The sequence below is a fragment of the Streptomyces sp. NPDC054961 genome, assembly GCF_053609145.1.
In genome coordinates this window covers 1,594-19,220 of record NZ_JBSGWY010000046.1, presented here as the reverse complement: position 1 = coordinate 19,220, position 17,627 = coordinate 1,594, and the positions used below count along the sequence as shown (strand labels likewise).

Genomic DNA, 17,627 nt, shown 5'->3' with positions numbered 1-17,627 from the left:
GCCCGTCACCGCGAGGACGCGGACCGGGGCCGGGTACCACCGAGGGCCGCCTCCCGCTGCTGCCGCAGGACCCCCCGTGCCCGCAGGAGCCGCAGCGCGAGCTGCACCTCCACCGCGCGCTCGCCCTTCTGCCAGCCGGCACCGAGCAGGCCGGTGACCCGCTCGATCCGACGGGCCACCGTGTTGGCGTGGATGTACAGGGCCTCGGCCGCGTGGGTGGGGCTCTGACCGGCGGCGAAGTACGCCTCCACGGTACCGATCAGGTCGGCCCCGCGCTCGGCGTCCTGCTCCAGCAGGGGGCCGATGGCCGAGGCCACGAACCCGTCCACGTCGCGGTCGTCGGAGAGCAGCAGCCCGAGGAAGCCGAGGTCCGCCATGGACGCCGCGGTGCCCGATTCGCCCAGGACGGTCAGGGCGTCGAGGGAGCGCTGCGCCTCGAGGTGCAGCCTGGACACCGAGGAGAGTCCGGTGGCGGGTCCGGCGGCGCCGACCGTGGGCGGCTGGGCCATCGAGGGCGACAGCTCGTCGGACACGGCGCGCGCGGCGGCCGAGGCGTCGGAGCCCGGCAGCAGCAGCACGATCCGGCCGTCGCGCACCGTCTTGAGCCCCCGGCACCGGTGGCTGTACGAGGAGGCCCATACGACGGCCTTGCCGTGCTCGCCGCCCTCGGGCCGGACCACCACGATGACGTACGGCTCCTCCAGGTCCACGTGGAGCCGCTGGGCGCGCGAGGCGAGCCGGTGCGGCGCCCGCAGCGGCACGGCGAGGAGTTCGTCGAAGAACTCGTCACGGACCGGACCGGCCGCGACCGCCGTGCTGCGCTGGATCACCAGCAGCGTGGCCACGGCCTGCCCGGTGAAGCGGAGGAACCGCCGCGCGTCGGCGTCGGGCTCGGTGTCGGACCGCAGGACGACGATGCCCAGGTTCTCGGCTCCGGCGCTGACCGGCGACGCCCAGCGGCCGGGGGAGAGGAGGATGGGGCCGCCCGCGGCCTGCGCTTCCAGCACGGCCCGGTCCGTCACCGCCTCCCTGAGCCCGTCCACGTCGCCCGCCGAGGCCAGGATCTGCCCGTAGGCGTCGCTCACCACAAGCCCCGCGCCCAGGGTCCGGGCCGCCGCGCCCGTGAGCTGCTGGAGATCGCTTCCGTCGAGGACCATCGAGGTGAGCCGGGACTGGGAGTCCCCCAGATCGGTCAGGCGGGCCACGGTGAGGCGGGACCGCGCGCCGAGGGACTCCAGCTCGGCGATCTGCGTCCGGGTGCGGTCGAGGAGTTCGACCTTCTCTAAGGCGACCGAGGCGAAGTCCGCGAGCGAGCGCATCACGCTGATCTCATCCGGCGTGAAGTGCCGCACCACCCGGTTCGCCCCGTAGAGCACGCCGATGATGTCGCTCTCGCGGTGGATGGGCACCGCCATGATCGCGGAGAGTCCCTCCGCCCGGACGACGTCGTCCACCTCGGGCCAGTGCGGGATGCGGTCGTCGTTGAGGTAGTCGGTGCTCCAGAACGGTGCGCCCGAGGTGAGGACCAGGTCGCTCAGACCGCGCTTCTTGCGCACCACGAGGCCCACGTTGAGCGCCGTCGTGTCGCCGTCCGAGCTGTGGACGTAGGAGTTGTCGTCGGCGTCGCGCAGACTGATGTAGGCCATGTCGAAGCCGAGCAGCCTGCGGGCCCGGCTGGTGACGACCTTCAGAAGGGCGTCGGGACTGGAAGGGACCGTCATGTCGTGGACGGTGTTCACGAGTCCGGTCATGAAGGTCTCCCGGCGCCGGCCCTGACTCACCGATGCCTGGACGTCGAGCGCCAGATGCGTCGCCCGCTGGAGCTCGGACATCTGGTCCGGCGGCAGGGACTGCTGCTGGGCGCTCCGGAGCATTTCGTGGAACCGGGACGGGGGGGAATCCTGTGCCAACAGTTCCAGAACGGCGAGCGCCGGGACACTGATGGGCTCCTCGCCCTTCACTCTGGCTTCCCCCTCCAAGACCGCCGACAGCCGCGCGGCTTGAACTTATGTGGCCTCTCGGAGCAGGTCAAGCGGCTTACCTCGGGTTCACGCTACGACGTGTGGCTGCAACATCACCCGACGGCGACGCGGTGTTGCGGCACCACCTTCTGCCGGTCCGCAGACTCGGCAACGATCACCGGAGGGGGCGGCAACGGGCTTCTTCCGGGGTGGCGGTGCACGCGCGGCGTGCAGCGGGAATCAGGGGCGGGATGTCGGCGATCAAGAACTACGAGCGCTCTCTGGAAAGGAGCAGAGCCTCCTTGCACCATGGGGAGAGGCCGCGGACCTTCGCCCTGGCGGGCGCCGAATGGCACCTCCTGGAAGGGGTGTTCGCCCCGCCCTTCTCCGCCTCGACCGGCATGGCCATGGAACTGCTCGGCCTCGCCGGACCGGACCCGGCGCCGTGGAGCGGCTCGTTCCTCGAAGTGGGCTCCGGCACCGGCGTCATCGGCGTGTCCGCCGCGCTGGCGGGCTGCGACCGGGTCACCGCCCTCGACATCAGCGAACAGGCGGTACGGAACACCGCCATGAACGCGGCACACCACGACGTGGCGGACCGGGTGCGCGCCGTGCACAGCGACCTGTTCGACGCACTCGCGCCGGAGGACCGCCACGACACCGTCTACTGGCATTCGAACTTCGTCCTGGCCCCACCGGACTACCGCTACGCCTCGGTGCACGAGCGCGCCTACGTCGACCCCGGGTACCAGGCCCACCGGCGGTACCTCGCCGAGTGCCTGTCCTATGTGACGCCCGGTGGACGGGCCCTGCTGCAGTTCAGCGAGCGCGGCGACCTCGAGACGCTGGAGACGATGGCCGCGGGGTGTGACCGCAGACTGCGGGAGCTGCGCAGCGGGACGGTGCGGGAAGGCGCGGAGACCGTCGAGTACGCGCTGCTGGAGATCACCGACGCCGCGACGGGGCGGCACGGCGCACCGGGCCCGCCGTCCCCGGCCACCGGGGCTCACTGAGCCCGCGGCCCCCGACCCCCGACCCCCGGCCCCCGGGGCCCGCCGCCCCGGCCACCGGGGCCCACCGCGCCCGACCCGCCTCACCGCCGAGGCGGCCCACCGAGCCGATCGCCGTCCCCGGGCGATCGCCATCCCCCCATGCGAGAGAACAACCGTGCGGACTCTGCTGATAGACAACTACGACTCCTTCACCTTCAACCTGTACCACTACCTGGCCCGGGTCAACGGAACCGAGCCCGTGGTGATCCGGAACGACGATCCCCGGTGGGACCCGGCGATGCTCGCCGGGTTCGACAACGTCGTCCTGTCGCCCGGCCCCGGACACCCCGGCCGTCCGGCCGACTTCGGCATCTGCCGGGAGGTCATCGAGCACGGCGACCTGCCGGCCCTCGGCATCTGCCTCGGTCACCAGGGGCTGGCGCTGACACACGGCGGCACCGTCTCCCGGGCTTCCGAGCCCAGACACGGCCGCACCTCGACGGTGCGGCACACGGGCACCGGCCTGTTCCGCGGGCTGCCCGCGTCCTTCGAGGTGGTGCGCTACCACTCGCTCGTCGTCACAGACCTGCCGGACGACATGGAGGCGGTGGCGTGGACGGACGACGGCACCCTGATGGGGCACCGGCACCGGAGCCGCCCGCAGTGGGGAGTGCAGTTCCACCCCGAGTCGATCCTCACCCAGTACGGGCACGAACTGCTCGCCAACTTCCGTGACATGACCGAGGAGTGGCAGACCGGACGCTCCGCACGGCGGGGCCCCGCGCCGCGGACCGCCGTCGAAGCCGCCCCGCGTGCCGAAGCCCGCGCACCCGGGGCCGCCGCCGCGCCCGGACTCCGCCGTCTGCAGGTGCTGACCTCGCGGCTGCCGACCCGCTGGGACGACGAGGTCGTCCACCAACGGCTCTTCGGCGCCGCCGAGAACGCCTTCTGGCTGGACAGCAGCCGGCCCGACGCGGAGGCCGGCCGGTTCTCCGTGATGGGCGCGGCCGGCGGCCCGCTCGCCCGCGTGGCGAAGGCCGACGTGTGGAGCCGCACGGTCACGGTCACCTCGGCCGCGGGACTGGAGATCGTCTCGGGTGAGTTCCTCGACTGGCTCGACCGCGACCTGCGCGGCACGAGCACCGAACTTCCCGAGCTGCCCTTCTCGTTCACCCTGGGCTGGGTCGGCTACCTCGGATACGAACTGAAGGCGGAGTGCGGCGGCGAACCGGTGCACCAGGTGGAGGACGCCGACGCCGCCATGGTGTTCGCCGACCGTGCCGTGGTCCTGGACCACCTCACCGGCCTGACGTACCTGCTGGCCCTGGTGGAAGACGACGAGGAGGACGACGCCCGCGCCTGGCTGACCGCCACCGCGGCGGAGCTGGAGTCGCTCGTGGGCGTACCCGTCGAGGAGGAGCCCCCGTCGGCGCCGGCCGCCGGCGGGATCCGGCTGCGCCACGAGCGCGACAGCTATCTGCGCCTGATCGACGCCTGCCAGGAGGAGATCGCCGCCGGGGAGACCTACGAGATCTGCCTGACGAACATGGCCGAGGCCGACGGCCCCGTCGACCCGTGGGAGGGCTACCGCGCGCTGCGCCGTTTCAGCCCCACCCCCTACGCCGCGCTGCTGCGCTTCGGTGAGCTGTCCGTGCTGAGCACGTCCCCCGAGCGGTTCCTGCGGCTGAGCGCGGAGGGGGTCGCCGAGTCCATGCCGATCAAGGGCACCCGCCCGCGCGGGGCCACCGTGCTGGAGGACGCCGCGATCATCGAGGGGCTGCGGACGAGCGAGAAGGACCGGGCCGAGAACCTGATGATCGTCGACCTGGTGCGCAACGATCTCGGCCGGCACGCCGAGACCGGCTCCGTCGAGGTCAGCGGGCTCTTCGAGGTGGAGACGTACGCCACGGTCCATCAACTGGTCAGTACCGTCCGGGCCAGGCTGCGGAGCGACCGCAGCGCCGTGGACCTGGTGCGGGCCGCCTTCCCCGCCGGCTCGATGACGGGCGCGCCGAAGATCCGCACCATGCAGATCATCGACCGGCTGGAAGCCGGACCGCGGGGCGTCTACTCGGGGGCCATCGGCTACTTCTCGCTGTCCGGCGCCGTCGACCTGAGCGTGGCGATCCGCACCGCGGTGGTCACGCCCGGGCGCGTCCGCTACGGCGTGGGCGGGGCCGTCGTGGCGCTGTCGGACGCGGAGGGCGAGTTCGAGGAGACCGCGGTCAAGGCGGCCCCGCTGCTGATGCTCACCGGTGCCCAGTTCCCGGGCCGGCGCGGTACGGACGCGGTGCACGGCTGAAGCGGGCGTGCCCCGGGCACCCGTGCGCCGTCCCGGGCACCCGTTGCGCCCGCGTCCCGGGTGGTCCCGGCACCCCCGTTCCCGTCCCCCGGGCGGGCAAAAGGGGACGGCGGGGCCCCCGGGTGGTGGGAACACCACCCGGGGGAGCGGTGAGGGAGCCGCCCCACCTCGCCCGGGGACACCGGATTCGGCCATGCTCGAAGTCGATCGAGGGATGACAGCATCAGAGGGGGAGACCCGTGAGTGTGACCGTCAGCGAAGGCAGCGCGGTACGCGCGCCGTCCTGGTCCGCCTACCGGCCCGGCGGCCTGCCGGACCTGCGCGAGTCGGTGGCCCGCGCACTGGGCGAGGTGCTGTTCACCTCGTTCGCGCGCCGGGACCAGCGCCGCAAGGGCGAGCAGTACCTGCACGGGCTGCTCCGGACGCAGGGCCGCAAGTCCATCCGCAACATCGCCGCCCAGGTGGGCGGTTCGGCCACCGAACAGAGCCTGCACCACTTCATCAGCAGCTCCACCTGGGACTGGCAGCCGGTGCGCGAGGCGCTGGCGGAATACCTCACGCGGTCCGCCGCACCGCAGGCCTGGGTGGTGCATCCGCTGGCCATCTCCAAGGCGGGCGACCAGTCGGTGGGCGTGGACTACGGCGTGGACCCCTGCACCGGAGTCTTCCGCGGCCAGCGCGCCTTCGGAGTCTGGCACGCCGGCGAGACCTTCAGCGCCCCGGTCAACTGGCGGCTGTTCCTGCCCGATCTCTGGCTCGGCGACGAGGAGCGGCGACGCCAGGCGGAGATCCCCGACGAGATGGGGCGGGAGAGCCTCGAGCAGTGCGCGACGACCGCCGTCCTGGAGATGCTGGGGTCCTGGCGGGTGCCCGCCCGCCCGGTCGTCCTCAACACCCACATCAACCGGATCGCCGCCACCATGGGCCGGTTCACGGCCGCCGGGGTGCCGGTGATCGCACGGATCCGGGGCACCGCCCAGCTCATGATGGGCGACCCCGCGCTGCCCGGGTACGACGGAGGTCTCATGGAGGCCCAGCGGATCCTCGCGGGCGTGCGCGGCCTGCGCCGCCCGGTGAGGGACGGCGGTCAGGACGGCGACACGCTGGCCGCCGCGGTCCGGGTGGCCTGCGCGGGTGAACTGCCGGCCCACCGCAGGGCCGGCGCCGCCGACGCCTTCGGCGGCCTCACGCTGATCGGGGAGTGGCGCGGGACGCAGGGTCCGCCCACCGCCCTGTGGGTCACGAACGCGACGTCGGCCCCCGCCGAGGTGCTGCTCAGGCTCACCAGGCTCGGCGGAAGGGCCTGCCAGGACTTCGCGGGAGCGGGCGAGGACGTCGGCCTCAAGGACTTCGAGGGGCGTTCCTTCCGCGGCTGGCACCGCCACATCACCCTCGCCTCCGCCGCGCACGCCGTGGCGGCCCTGGCGGGGAGGGATGCCGGCCGTCCGGCGGCACGTGGGCCGCGGGGACTTGACGGACTCCGGGCCACCTGACGTAGTCGCCGCCGCGGCGTTGGCGACGCCCCGCGCATCCCGCACGATTCAAGCCACAGAGCGCTGGGCCGAGACGATGTGCGAGGCCCGAAGGGGGAGTGCAACGTGACATCCACCGTCAGTACGGATGGTGGCGTCCCGTCGGATGCGACGGGCGTCGAGAGAGTCTCCATCGACCTGCTGGGGCCGTCCGACTCACCCCGTGGCGGGGCCTGCGACGAGAGCCACGTCCTCGCCCTGGTCGGCTCCGGACGGGAGTTCGAAGCCCTTCTGGTGCACCGGCCGACGATGCGCGTCATCGACGGCATGCACCGCCTGTCCGCCGCCCGGCTGCGGGGACACGACACCGTCGCGGTCCGCTTCTTCGACGGCAGCGCCGCGGACGCGTACGTACTGTCCGTGCAGTTGAACGTCCGGCACGGCCTGCCGCTGTCGCGGGCCGAGCGCCGTACCGCGGCCGAGCGCATCCTGCGCACCCACCCCCACTGGTCCGACCGTGCCATCGCGGAGCGCACCGGCCTGAGCGGAAAGACGGTGGGCAAGCTGCGCGGGAGTGTGAGTGCGGAGATTCCTCAGCCACACACCCGGGTCGGCCGCGACGGCACCGCGCGTCCACTGAGCAGCCTCGAGGGCCGGCTGCGCGCGGCGCACCTGATCGCCACCGACCCCACCGCCTCGCTGCGTGAACTCGCCCGCAGGTCAGGGCTCTCCACCGCGACGGTACGCGACGTACGCGACCGGCTGCGGCGCGGCGAGGCCCCTGTCCCCGAGCGCGGGCGCGGCGCCGACGGACCGCGCCGGGAGGCCCCGGTGACCGGGCCGGCCGCCGGGACCCGGGCCGCACCCCGGGCACGGCCCGGCGCGCGGCCCGGTGAGGGCGGGGGAGAGGCCCGCCCCGACCGGGTGGCCGCGGCCGTGCGCAACCTGCTCAAGGACCCCTCCCTGAAGGGCAGCGAACCAGGACGGCAGCTGCTGCGCGCACTGCTCGCCACGGAGCTCACCCTGCTCCAGTGGCAGCGGATCGCGGCCGTCCTGCCCGAACACTGCGCCCCGCTGGTGCGTACCGTCGCCGCGCAGCGCGCCGCCGCGTGGAAGGCCCTGGCGGACGCGGCGGCACCACGCCGTGAAGGCCGCATGATCGCCTGACCCTGCCCTGCCCTGCCCTGCCCTGCCCTTCGCCTTTCTCCCTCATTTTCCCTTCCCCTCTCCCCTCCCTTCCTTTCCTTTCCTGCGCCGCGTACCGGAGAGACCCCTGACACGGGTCTCTCCGGCGTGTTCGCATTCCCGTGCGGTACCCCACGGGATATCCGCCGCAGAATTTCCTTCCGCGCACGGCGGCCGTTGATTAGGCTGGCTCGAGTCCGATTCGGAAACTGCTGTGCCGGGCCCCGTGCGCGGGCATCATTCGGCACCCTCTCCGAGGCAATCACCCCACGTCGGCCCGCACGCCGCCGACGTGTTCCCGGCATGCCTCAGGCAGCCGTCAGTCATTCACAGAGAAGGGGACATCCGTGTCCGAAACCCTGTCCGAGACCGGTTCCGAGACCGTTTCCGAAATCGCCGCCGGATTCACCGACGCGGCCGAACTGCGCCGGAAGCACCGGGCCGTCGTCGAGCAGTACATGCACACCAGGGGCGAGGACCGCCTGCGGCGTCACGAGCTCTTCACCGAGGACGGCAGCGGCGGTCTGTGGACCACCGACACCGGGGCCCCGATCGTCATCAGCGGGCGCGACCGACTCGCCGAGCACGCCGTGTGGTCGCTGAAGTGCTTCCCGGACTGGGAGTGGTACAACATCCGCGTCTTCGAGACGGACGACCCGAACCGCTTCTGGGTCGAATGTGACGGACACGGCCTCATCCGTTTTCCCGGCTACCCCGAGGGCTACTACGAAAACCACTTCCTGCACTCGTTCGAGCTGGCGGACGGAAAGATCAAGCAGAATCGCGAATTCATGAATCCCTTCGAGCAGCTGCGCGCTCTCGGAATTCCGGTGCCGGAAATCAAGCGTGAGGGAATACCCACCTGACGGGTCCTCCGCAGTCGAGAGCCCCGTTCCTCCCACCCAAGGAGAACAGCATGGAAAACGCCCTGCACGCCGATCAGTCCCGGGTCGCGCTCCAGCAGCCCCAATGGAGTGACCCGCTCCAGGTCCAACGGGTCCGCAGGACCCTGGAGGCCCGGCCCCCGCTCGCCAGGGCCGAGGACATCCGTACGCTGCGTTCTCTCCTCGGCCGGGTCGCCACCGGTGACGCCATGATGGTGCAGGCCGGTGACTGCGCCGAGGACGTCAACGAGCACACGCCCGGCTACGTGGCGCGCAAAGCGGCCGTCCTCGACCTGCTGGCGGGCACCCTGCGGATAGCGACGCACAGGCCGGTCGTGCGGGTGGGCCGGATCGCGGGCCAGTTCGCCAAACCGCGCTCCAGCCCCACCGAGTGGATCGGCGGAGTGGAACTCCCCTCCTACCGCGGCGACATGGTGAACGGCCCCGAGCCGGACGCCGAGAACCGGCGCCCGGACCCGCTGCGCATCCTGGCCGGCTACATGGCCGCCAACGACATCGTGGAAAACCTCGGATGGAAGACCCGTACCGAGGGCCAGGGCATCGAAGCGCCGGTGTGGACCAGCCACGAGGCCCTGCTGCTCGACTACGAACTGCCGATGCTGCGTCGGGACGGGAGCGGCGGTACCTACCTCGGCTCCACCCACCTGCCGTGGATCGGGGAGCGCACCCGACAGGTGGACGGCGCCCATGTCGCCCTGCTCGCCGACGTGTTCAACCCGGTGGCCTGCAAGGTCGGGCCCGGCATGACGCCGGAGGAACTCCTCGCCCTGTGCGAGCGGCTCGACCCCGCCAGGGACCCCGGCCGGCTCACCCTGATCGCCCGGATGGGAGCGGGCCTGGTCGCCGACCGGCTGCCTCCGCTCGTCGAGGCGGTCCGCGCGGCGGGCCACCCGGTGATCTGGCTGACCGATCCGATGCACGGCAACACGGTCACGGCCCCCGACGGCAACAAGACCCGCATGCTCGCGACGATCGTGCGTGAGGTGCGCGGCTTCCAGCAGGCCGTGCTCGCCGGCGGCGGGGTCGCCGGCGGCCTGCACCTGGAGACCACCCCGGACGACGTCACCGAGTGCGCCACCGACGAGGCCGCCCTCGCCCGGGTCGGCGAGAAGTACACCAGCCGCTGCGACCCGCGCCTCAACCCGGGTCAGGCCGTCCACGTGGTGTCGGCCTGGAACGGCTGACACCTTCCCCTCAGGAACTGGAGGCCAGGGCCATGCCCGGCATACCGCCCATCGAACCCTACGCGCTGCCCACCGCGGGCGACCTCCCCGCCAACACCGCCCGCTGGACCGTCGACCCGAAGCGCGCGGTCCTCCTGGTCCACGACATGCAGCGGTTCTTCCTCAAGCCCTTCCCGTCCCCCCTGCGCGAAGAACTCGTCGCCAACGCCGCCCTGTTGCGGCAGTGGAGCGCCGCGCACGACGTCCCGGTGGCCTACACGGCCCAACCCGGCGGCATGGACGACGCGCAGCGCGGACTCCTCAAGGACTTCTGGGGTCCGGGCATGCGCACCGACCCCGCCGACCGGGAAGTCGTCGACGAACTGGCCCCGGGACCGGACGACTGGCTGCTCACCAAATGGCGTTACAGCGCCTTCTTCCGCTCCGACCTGCTGGAACGCATGCGCGCCGCCGGACGCGACCAGCTGATCGTCTGCGGCGTCTACGCACACGTCGGGGTCCTGATGTCGGCGGTCGAGGCGTTCACCAACGACATCCAGCCGTTCCTGGTGGCCGACGCCGTCGCCGACTTCTCGGCCGAGTACCACGGCCTGGCCGTCCGGTACGCCGCCGAGCGGTGCGCCACCGTGCTCACCGCCAAGGAGGTCCTCGCATGAGCGCGCGGCCGGCGCCGTCGCGCGGAAGCGGCTCCACCGCGCCGGGACTCCTCGACCGGATACTGGGCGAGGAGCCGGGCCCGTTCGCGGTGCTGCACCGCCCCGAGACGACCGGACCCGCGTACCTGGACGTCCTGGTCGGCGAGGTCGCGCAGCCGGATTCCCTGGCCGGGATCCCGCTGCCCGAGGGCCTGCCGCAGGGCGGGGGAGTCCGGCACGACGTGCTCGCCGTCGTCCCGTACCGGCAGATCGCGGAGCGCGGATTCGCCGCCCCCGACGACGGCGCGCCGCTGATCGCGCTGACGGTCACCGGCCAGGAGACCGTACGGGTGGAGGACGCGGTGGCGCGGATTCCCGACGTACCGACGGAACTGCGCGATCCGCACTTCGACGTGAGCGACGAGGAGTACGCCGACACCGTGCGCAGCGTCCTCGCCGACGCCATCGGCACGGGCGAGGGCGCCAACTTCGTCGTCAAGCGGTCCTTCGTCGCCGACATCAGCGACTACGGACACCATCGGGCCCTGGCGCTCTTCCGCCGGCTGCTCGCCCGGGAGACCGGCGCCTACTGGACGTTCGTCATCCACACCGGCGACCGCACCTTCGTCGGCGCCTCGCCCGAGCGGCACGTCAGCGTCCGCGACGGGGTCGCCGTCATGAACCCGATCAGCGGCACCTACCGCTACCCCCTGTCCGGCCCCGAACTGCCCGGGATCATGGACTTCCTCGCCGACCGCAAGGAGACCGACGAGCTCTACATGGTCGTCGACGAGGAACTGAAGATGATGGCTCAGATCTGCCCCGAGGGCGGCCGGGTCATCGGCCCGTACCTCAAGGAACTGGGCAGCGTCGCGCACACCGAGTACTTCATCGAGGGACACACCGACCGGGACGTCCGCGAGGTCCTGCGCGAGACGCTGTTCGCCCCGACCGTCACCGGGAGCCCGCTGGAGAGCGCCTGCCGGGTCATCGAACGGTACGAACCGCAGGGCCGCGGCTACTACAGCGGGATCGCCGCCCTGATGAGCCGGGACGAGTACGGCACCCGGCAACTGGACTCGGCGATCCTGATCCGCACCGCGGACATCTCGGCCGCGGGCCGCCTGAGCGTCGGGGTCGGCGCCACGCTGGTGCGCCACTCGGACCCCGTCGCGGAGGCCGCCGAGACCCGGGCCAAGGCCGCGGGTCTGATCGCCGCCCTTCAGGCGCCCGCCGTCAGCCGCTTCGCGGAACACCCCACGGTCCGCGCCGCCCTGGGCAGCAGGAACGACGCCATCGCCGACTTCTGGCTGAGCGACGTCGGCCAGCGGCTGCGCCCGGCGAGCGACCTCGCCGGCCGCCGGGTCCTGATCGTCGACGCCGAGGACACCTTCACCGCCATGATCGCCGGGCAGCTCCGTTCGCTGGGCTTCGCGGTGACCGTGCGGCGCTTCGACGAGAGCTACTCCTTCCACGGCTACGACCTGGTGGTCATGGGGCCGGGGCCGGGCGACCCCACCGCCGGCGGCGACCCGAGGATGCGGCACCTGCGGGCGGCGGTCGACACCCTGTTGCGCGAGCGGCTGCCCTTCCTCGCCGTCTGCCTCAGCCACCAGACGCTCAGCCTGCGGCTGGGCCTGCGCGTGCACCGCAAGGACGTCCCCAGCCAGGGCCTGCAGAAGGCCATCGACCTGTTCGGGAACTCCGAACGGGTCGGCTTCTACAACACGTTCGCCGCCGTGAGCGACGACGATCTGGTCGAGGTCGAGGGGGTCGGCACCGTCGAGGTGAGCCGGGACCGGGACACCGGAGAGGTGCACGCCCTGCGGGGACCCCACTTCGCGTCCATGCAGTTCCACGCCGAGTCCGTGCTCACCCGCAACGGCCCGGGCATCGTGGCGCGCGCGGTGCGCGACGTGCTGGCCCCGGCCGGTGCGGCCGGACTCCCGGCCCCGTCCGGACAGCCGAAACCGCGCGTCACCGTCTGACGCGCCGGACCGCCTCCGTGCGGTACCGCCCGGCCCCCACCCGGCCGGGCCCAGAGGACCATTCGCACTCCGCTCAAGGGGAGAGAGACCCGATGCACAGGTATGCCGTAGTGGACGCGTTCGCCGAGGAGCCCCTGCGCGGCAACCCCGTCGCCGTCTTCTTCGATGCGGACGACATCCCCGGCGAGCGCATGCAGCAGATCGCCCGGGAGATGCACCTGTCGGAGACCACGTTCGTGCTCGCACCGCGGCACGGAGGAGACGCCCGCATCCGCATCTTCACGCCCGTCAACGAACTGCCGTTCGCCGGGCACCCGTTGCTGGGGACCGCCATCGCGATGGGCGCCGAGACCGTTCAGGACGAGCTCCTGCTGGAAACCCAGATGGGGACCATCCCCTTCGCACTGGACCGCGAGGACGCGGTGGTGGTCTCCGCGCGGATGCGACAGCCCATCCCCACCTGGGAGTTGTTCGACCGCGCGGACGAACTCCTGGCGGCCGTCGGCGTGCGGGAGTCCACCCTGCCGGTGGAGATCTACCGCAACGGTCCCCGGCACGTGTTCGTGGGGCTCGAGAGCGTCGAGGCGCTGTCCCGGCTCCACCCCGACCACCGGGCGCTCTCCGCGTTCGAGGACCTGGCGGTCAACTGCTTCGCGGGGGAGGGAACGCACTGGCGCACCCGGATGTTCTCGCCCGCGTACGGCGTGGTGGAGGACGCGGCCACCGGCTCGGCCGCCGGACCGCTCGCCCTGCACCTCGGCCGCCACGGACTGATCGCCCCCGGGCAGCCGGTGCAGATCCTGCAGGGCGTGGAGATCGGCCGCCCTTCCCTGATGCTGGCCCGGGCCGAGGGGGCGGGAGAGCGCTTCGTCTCCGTCGAGGTCGGCGGCAGCGGAGCCCTGTTCGCGCGGGGCACCGCGCTCGTCTGACCGCAGCGCCCGCGCCCGCACCCGTTGCCCGCACCCGCACCCGCACCCGGACCCGCACCCCCGCCCGCACCCACGTCATCACGGCCACGACACCGCACGACCCCGGAGGCAGCAATGAGTTCAACCCGGTCGGAAACGCTCACCGGCACCGTCGAGATCAGCTTTCCCGAGTACGACGCACCGCCCCCGAGCCCCGTGGGGATCGTCCGTGACTGGTGGGACACCGCCGCGCGCCTCGGGGTACGGGAGCCGAAGGCGCTGGCGCTCGCCACCGCCGACGAGAGGGGACGCCCGTCGACCCGGATCGTCGCGGTGAACGAGATATCCGACGAGGGCCTCGTCTTCGCCACGCACGTCAACAGCCAGAAGGGCCGCGAGATCAACGGCAACCCCTGGGCTTCGGGTGTCCTGTACTGGCGCGAGACCAGTCAGCAGATCAGCGTCAGCGGTGCGGTGGAGGTCCTCGGCGAGGACACGGCCGACGCCAAGTGGCTGGAGCGCCCCCTCTTCACGCACGCCGCGTCGGTGACCTCGCGGCAGAGCGAGGAACTGCTCGACATGGCCGCGTTCCAGGCCGAGGTGGCACGGCTCGCGGACGCCGGACCGCTGCCGCGGCCGGCGACGTACGTGGCCTGCCTGCTGCGGTTCGACAGCGTGGAGTTCTGGGCCAACGGCGAGAACCGCGTGCACCAGCGCCTGCGGTACGACAGGAACGGCGACGGGTACACGGTGCGACGCCTCCAGCCCTGACCTCCGGGCCCAGGGCTCCCCGGGCTCTCCGGGCTCCCGTACGAGCGTGCCGATGGGTGCCGCTCCGCTGTCCGGCGGAGCGGCACCCTTTGCGTTGCCGAACGCCACCGGGCTCCCGCGCGGCCCCGCCGAGGCCCTCGAGGATGACTTGACATAGTGCGGTGCGGCCCATCGCCAGGCATCGTCCGCATGCGCAGAATTCACTGAGTGAACGAAGAGTCCGAGGAAACAGGGAAAGCCGGACCGGGCGATGCCGAACAGATAGCGGCGGCCTATATCGCAGCGTGGCGAGCAAAGGAATTCGACGCCTTGAGGTCGCTCTTGGCGGAAGAGTTCTCGTACGCGGGGCCGCTGGCGACTCTCGACGATCCGGACCAGTGCAGAGACTCGCTGGAGCGCATGTCTCCGGTGACGACGGAGCTCGTGGTGGAACGGGTCTTCGCGTCGGAATCCGATGTCGTCACCTGGTTCACCCTGCACACCAGTATCGCCCAGCCCACTCCCGTCGCGAACTGGATCCACGTCGAGGACGGAAAGATCAACAGAATTCGAGCGGTCTACGACCCGCGCGCTCTGATCTCCGGCTGACCTCCGACCGAATGCCCGACTGCTATGAGGATGCGAGTCCCGATGACCACAGAGCGTGAGAGAGCACACGAGCCCGAAGAGCTGGCCCGGCTGTGGGTGGAACGCGCCAACGAGGCCGACGCCGAGGGCATGGCCGCCCTCTACGAGCCGGACGCCGTCATGGCCTTCCCGATCGGCCAGGAGCACCACGGCCGCGACGCCATACAGAAGGCGTTCGAGGGGATGCTGGCGAAGTTCTCGTACTTCCCGATGGAGAAGTCGCTGCCCACGCTGCGGCTGGGCGACATCGCCCTGACGTCGAGCGTCCCGCAGGACAACAGCCGGGGCCGCTACCAGGTGGCGCGGCGGCAGCCCGACGGCAGCTGGCTGCGGGTCCTGCACTCGTCCGGCTACTTCGGCGAACCCAGCTGACCCTCCACCAGCGCCGGCTGGCACCCCCAAGGAAAGGAAGCAGTGCGATGAGCGCAAGCGTTGTGCCTGCCGATGCCTACACGACAGGCCTGCTGAGCAAGGACCTGCCCACGGAACTGGAGCGGCTCCAACTCCTGGAGAAGACCTACGACCCGGGCACCGTGCGGGCCCTGGGCCGACTGCCGATGCGGCCGGACTGGCGGTGCCTGGAACTGGGCGCCGGCGCGGGCTCCATCGCCTACTGGCTCGCCGACCGGGTGCCCGACGGTTCCGTGCTCGCGCTGGACATCGACCCCCGGTTCATCGACGGCGGCCGCGCGCCCCACCTGGAGGTGCGGGGGTCCGACCTGACCACCGACGACTTTCCGGCCGGTTCCTTCGACCTGATCCACGCCCGCGCGGTGTTCATGCACCTGCCGCGGCGCGAGGAGATCGTCGAACGGGTGATGCGCTGGCTGGCACCCGGTGGCTGGCTGGTCCTCGAGGACGTGCACTTCCTGCCCGCGGCCGACTCCGCGTACCCCGCGTGGCGGCAGGTCCACGGCGCCTACCTGACGGCGCTCGCCGCCCAGGGCATCGACCTGTCCTGGGCGCGGCGCATTCCGGCACGGCTGGAAGCCGCCGGCTGCGACTCCGTGGGCGTCTCCGTCACCCCGGGCGGTCTCGGCGTGGACGCGGTGCAGGACCGGCTCCTGGCCACCCGGCTCGTCCAGAGCGGCCCGCGGCTGGTCGACGCGGGCTTGGTGACCGCCGAACAGGTGGAAGCCGCGCAGGCCCTGGTCGCCAGTGAGCCGGCGCCGGACGTCTCGACGTTCGTGTATTCCGCCTGGGGCAGGAAACCTCCCCGCTCCGCCCACTGATGTGTTCCCCTCCCGCCCGGCGCCCGCGCGGACGCCGGAGCATCTCCCCGAAGTGATCCCCCTGACGGCGGTGTGAAAGTCATGAGTTCCACTCGATCAAAAGCAATCACGGACGATTCCGTCCCTCTGGTGGCGAAGAAGGCATCGGCCACGGCCATCGCCTGGCTCGCGTTCACGACCATGTTCGTGATCGGGACCGATACCTTCCTCGTCGCCCCGATGCTGCCCGTACTCTCCCGCAGTTTCGACGTCTCCACGAGCATGTCCGGCTGGATGGTGAGTGCCTACGCCCTCGGATTCGCTCTCTTCGCGCTGGTGGCGGGCCCCCTTTCGGACGGCAGGAACCGGCGTAGCGTGCTCCTCCTCGGCTTCGCCGGATTCGCAGTCGCCACGGCTCTGTGCGGAGTGGCGCCGAACTTCTGGGGCATGATCGTCTTCCGGGTGCTCGCCGGCATGTCGGCCGCCCTGGTCACCCCCCAGCTGTGGGCGTCCATCCCGGTCCTGGTGCCCGCCGACGCCATCGTGAAGACCATGGGCCTGGCGGGCGCCGGCATGTCCATCTCGCAGGTCGTCGGCGTCCCGGTCGGCGGCTGGCTGGCGGCCAGCTCCTGGCACGTGCCGTTCTTCGCGGTCGCCGGTCTCTCGGCCGTCGTCTGGATCGTGCTGTTCCGGGTCTTCCCGTCGGTGCCCGCAGCACCGTCGGCCGGAGGCGGCTTCTTCTCGGTGTACGCCGGGCTGTTCCGCTCCCGCACCTTCACCTGGTACCTCGTGGGGTATCTCGCCTACCAGACCGGCGTGTTCGAGACCATCTCGTTCATCGGGTCCTGGCTCTCCCGGGACTTCGGGCTCGGTGTCACCGCGATCAGCTCCGCGATGATGGCGCTGGGTGTGGGCATGGCGATCACCTCGATCTTCGGCAGCCACCTCATCAAGCGGCTGGGCGAGCAACGCACGCTCGCCTACGCCTTCGTGGCGCTCATCCTCATCTACGGCGCCGTGCCGTTCGCCCCCAACCTGGCGACCGCGATCACCGGGCTGGCCCTCGGCTCCGTCGTACTCGGCCTGAACTACCCGATTTTCATGGCCATGTTGCTCTCGACCACCACCGCGGCGCGCGGCACGGTGTCCTCACTGGCCACGACGGCGCTGTACCTCGGGACCATGATCGGAGGCTTCGTGGGCGGCTCCCTGCTCACCACGTTCGACGGCTTCCACGGGGTCTCCGGATTCACGGTGGCGTGCCTCGTGATCGCCGCGCTCATCTTCGCGGGAACCGGAGCCTTCCGGGCCGAGAAGCCGGAGCCCGCGCAGGCCTGACCGGGGCCCGCCGGATCGGCGGGAGCCCCGCGCCGCGGCCGCACCGCGCGGTTGAACGCCGGGGGGGGGGGGGGGGGAGGGCCACAGCCCCCCCCAAGAGGGGCGGGGGCGCCCCGGGCGCGTGATACGACCCCCCCCCACACGGGGA

15 protein-coding genes are annotated in these 17,627 nt (G+C 71.8%); 14 read left to right on the top strand and 1 reads right to left on the bottom strand.

What is annotated here, in order from left to right; all coding sequences use genetic code 11:
• Positions 1-5 precede the first annotated feature (5 nt).
• Positions 6-1,874, bottom strand: coding sequence for a helix-turn-helix domain-containing protein (locus ACWF9Z_RS30605; protein ID WP_453607432.1), 1,869 nt, complete (start codon positions 1,872-1,874; stop codon positions 6-8).
• A gap of 389 nt (positions 1,875-2,263) precedes the next feature.
• On the opposite strand from ACWF9Z_RS30605, the gene ACWF9Z_RS30600 reads away from it, so the two are divergent.
• The 14 genes from ACWF9Z_RS30600 to ACWF9Z_RS30535 all read left to right on the top strand — a co-directional run bounded on the left by ACWF9Z_RS30600 (position 2,264) and on the right by ACWF9Z_RS30535 (position 17,479).
• Positions 2,264-2,974, top strand: coding sequence for a methyltransferase domain-containing protein (locus ACWF9Z_RS30600; RefSeq protein WP_453607430.1), 711 nt, complete (start codon positions 2,264-2,266; stop codon positions 2,972-2,974).
• 154 nt (positions 2,975-3,128) lie between these two features.
• Complete coding sequence (gene pabB / locus ACWF9Z_RS30595; protein ID WP_453607427.1) at positions 3,129-5,255, top strand: aminodeoxychorismate synthase component I; 2,127 nt, start codon at positions 3,129-3,131, stop codon at positions 5,253-5,255.
• A 239-nt stretch (positions 5,256-5,494) separates the two neighbouring features.
• Positions 5,495-6,748 (top strand): IS701 family transposase, encoded by a 1,254-nt coding sequence (locus tag ACWF9Z_RS30590; protein WP_453607425.1) that lies wholly within the window; start codon positions 5,495-5,497, stop codon positions 6,746-6,748.
• Positions 6,749-6,853: 105 nt separating this feature from the next.
• A complete protein-coding gene (locus ACWF9Z_RS30585; protein ID WP_453607423.1) occupies positions 6,854-7,894 on the top strand; it encodes a hypothetical protein in 1,041 nt (346 codons plus the stop codon).
• 365 nt (positions 7,895-8,259) lie between these two features.
• On the top strand, positions 8,260-8,778 hold the full coding sequence (locus tag ACWF9Z_RS30580) for a PhzA/PhzB family protein (RefSeq protein WP_453607420.1): 519 nt from the start codon (positions 8,260-8,262) through the stop codon (positions 8,776-8,778).
• Positions 8,779-8,828: 50 nt separating this feature from the next.
• Positions 8,829-10,001, top strand: a complete 1,173-nt coding sequence (locus ACWF9Z_RS30575) for a 3-deoxy-7-phosphoheptulonate synthase (RefSeq protein WP_356656149.1) — start codon at positions 8,829-8,831, stop codon at positions 9,999-10,001.
• A 32-nt stretch (positions 10,002-10,033) separates the two neighbouring features.
• A complete protein-coding gene (locus tag ACWF9Z_RS30570) occupies positions 10,034-10,657 on the top strand; it encodes an isochorismatase family protein (protein WP_453607418.1) in 624 nt (207 codons plus the stop codon).
• Entirely contained in the window at positions 10,654-12,624 is a 1,971-nt protein-coding gene (locus ACWF9Z_RS30565) for an anthranilate synthase family protein (RefSeq protein ID WP_453607416.1), read from the top strand. The genes ACWF9Z_RS30570 and ACWF9Z_RS30565 overlap by 4 nt, the downstream gene beginning before the upstream one ends.
• 92 nt (positions 12,625-12,716) lie before the next feature.
• The gene (locus ACWF9Z_RS30560; protein ID WP_453607413.1) at positions 12,717-13,553 is read left to right on the top strand and encodes a PhzF family phenazine biosynthesis isomerase; all 837 of its coding nucleotides are present in this window, start codon (positions 12,717-12,719) and stop codon (positions 13,551-13,553) included.
• 114 nt (positions 13,554-13,667) lie between these two features.
• Positions 13,668-14,303, top strand: coding sequence for a phenazine biosynthesis FMN-dependent oxidase PhzG (gene phzG / locus ACWF9Z_RS30555; protein ID WP_453607410.1), 636 nt, complete (start codon positions 13,668-13,670; stop codon positions 14,301-14,303).
• A 207-nt stretch (positions 14,304-14,510) separates the two neighbouring features.
• Complete coding sequence (locus ACWF9Z_RS30550; RefSeq protein WP_453607407.1) at positions 14,511-14,891, top strand: nuclear transport factor 2 family protein; 381 nt, start codon at positions 14,511-14,513, stop codon at positions 14,889-14,891.
• 42 nt (positions 14,892-14,933) lie between these two features.
• Positions 14,934-15,302: a YybH family protein gene (locus ACWF9Z_RS30545; protein ID WP_453607405.1), complete on the top strand. Its 369-nt coding sequence runs from the start codon at positions 14,934-14,936 to the stop codon at positions 15,300-15,302.
• Between the two features lie 47 nt (positions 15,303-15,349).
• On the top strand, positions 15,350-16,162 hold the full coding sequence (locus ACWF9Z_RS30540; protein WP_453607403.1) for a class I SAM-dependent methyltransferase: 813 nt from the start codon (positions 15,350-15,352) through the stop codon (positions 16,160-16,162).
• Between the two features lie 129 nt (positions 16,163-16,291).
• Entirely contained in the window at positions 16,292-17,479 is a 1,188-nt protein-coding gene (locus tag ACWF9Z_RS30535; protein ID WP_453607400.1) for an MFS transporter, read from the top strand.
• Positions 17,480-17,627 lie beyond the last annotated feature (148 nt).

What these genes read in the sequence shown, in the direction of transcription:
- ACWF9Z_RS30565 (WP_453607416.1), top strand. Translation starts at nt 10,654, where the DNA reads ATGAGCGCGCGGCCGGCGCCGTCGCGCGGAAGCGGCTCCACCGCGCCG.
- ACWF9Z_RS30575 (WP_356656149.1), top strand. Translation starts at nt 8,829, where the DNA reads ATGGAAAACGCCCTGCACGCCGATCAGTCCCGGGTCGCGCTCCAGCAG.
- ACWF9Z_RS30605 (WP_453607432.1), bottom strand. Translation starts at nt 1,874, where the DNA reads ATGCTCCGGAGCGCCCAGCAGCAGTCCCTGCCGCCGGACCAGATGTCC.
- ACWF9Z_RS30570 (WP_453607418.1), top strand. Translation starts at nt 10,034, where the DNA reads ATGCCCGGCATACCGCCCATCGAACCCTACGCGCTGCCCACCGCGGGC.
- ACWF9Z_RS30545 (WP_453607405.1), top strand. Translation starts at nt 14,934, where the DNA reads ATGACCACAGAGCGTGAGAGAGCACACGAGCCCGAAGAGCTGGCCCGG.
- ACWF9Z_RS30540 (WP_453607403.1), top strand. Translation starts at nt 15,350, where the DNA reads ATGAGCGCAAGCGTTGTGCCTGCCGATGCCTACACGACAGGCCTGCTG.
- phzG (WP_453607410.1), top strand. Translation starts at nt 13,668, where the DNA reads ATGAGTTCAACCCGGTCGGAAACGCTCACCGGCACCGTCGAGATCAGC.
- ACWF9Z_RS30560 (WP_453607413.1), top strand. Translation starts at nt 12,717, where the DNA reads ATGCACAGGTATGCCGTAGTGGACGCGTTCGCCGAGGAGCCCCTGCGC.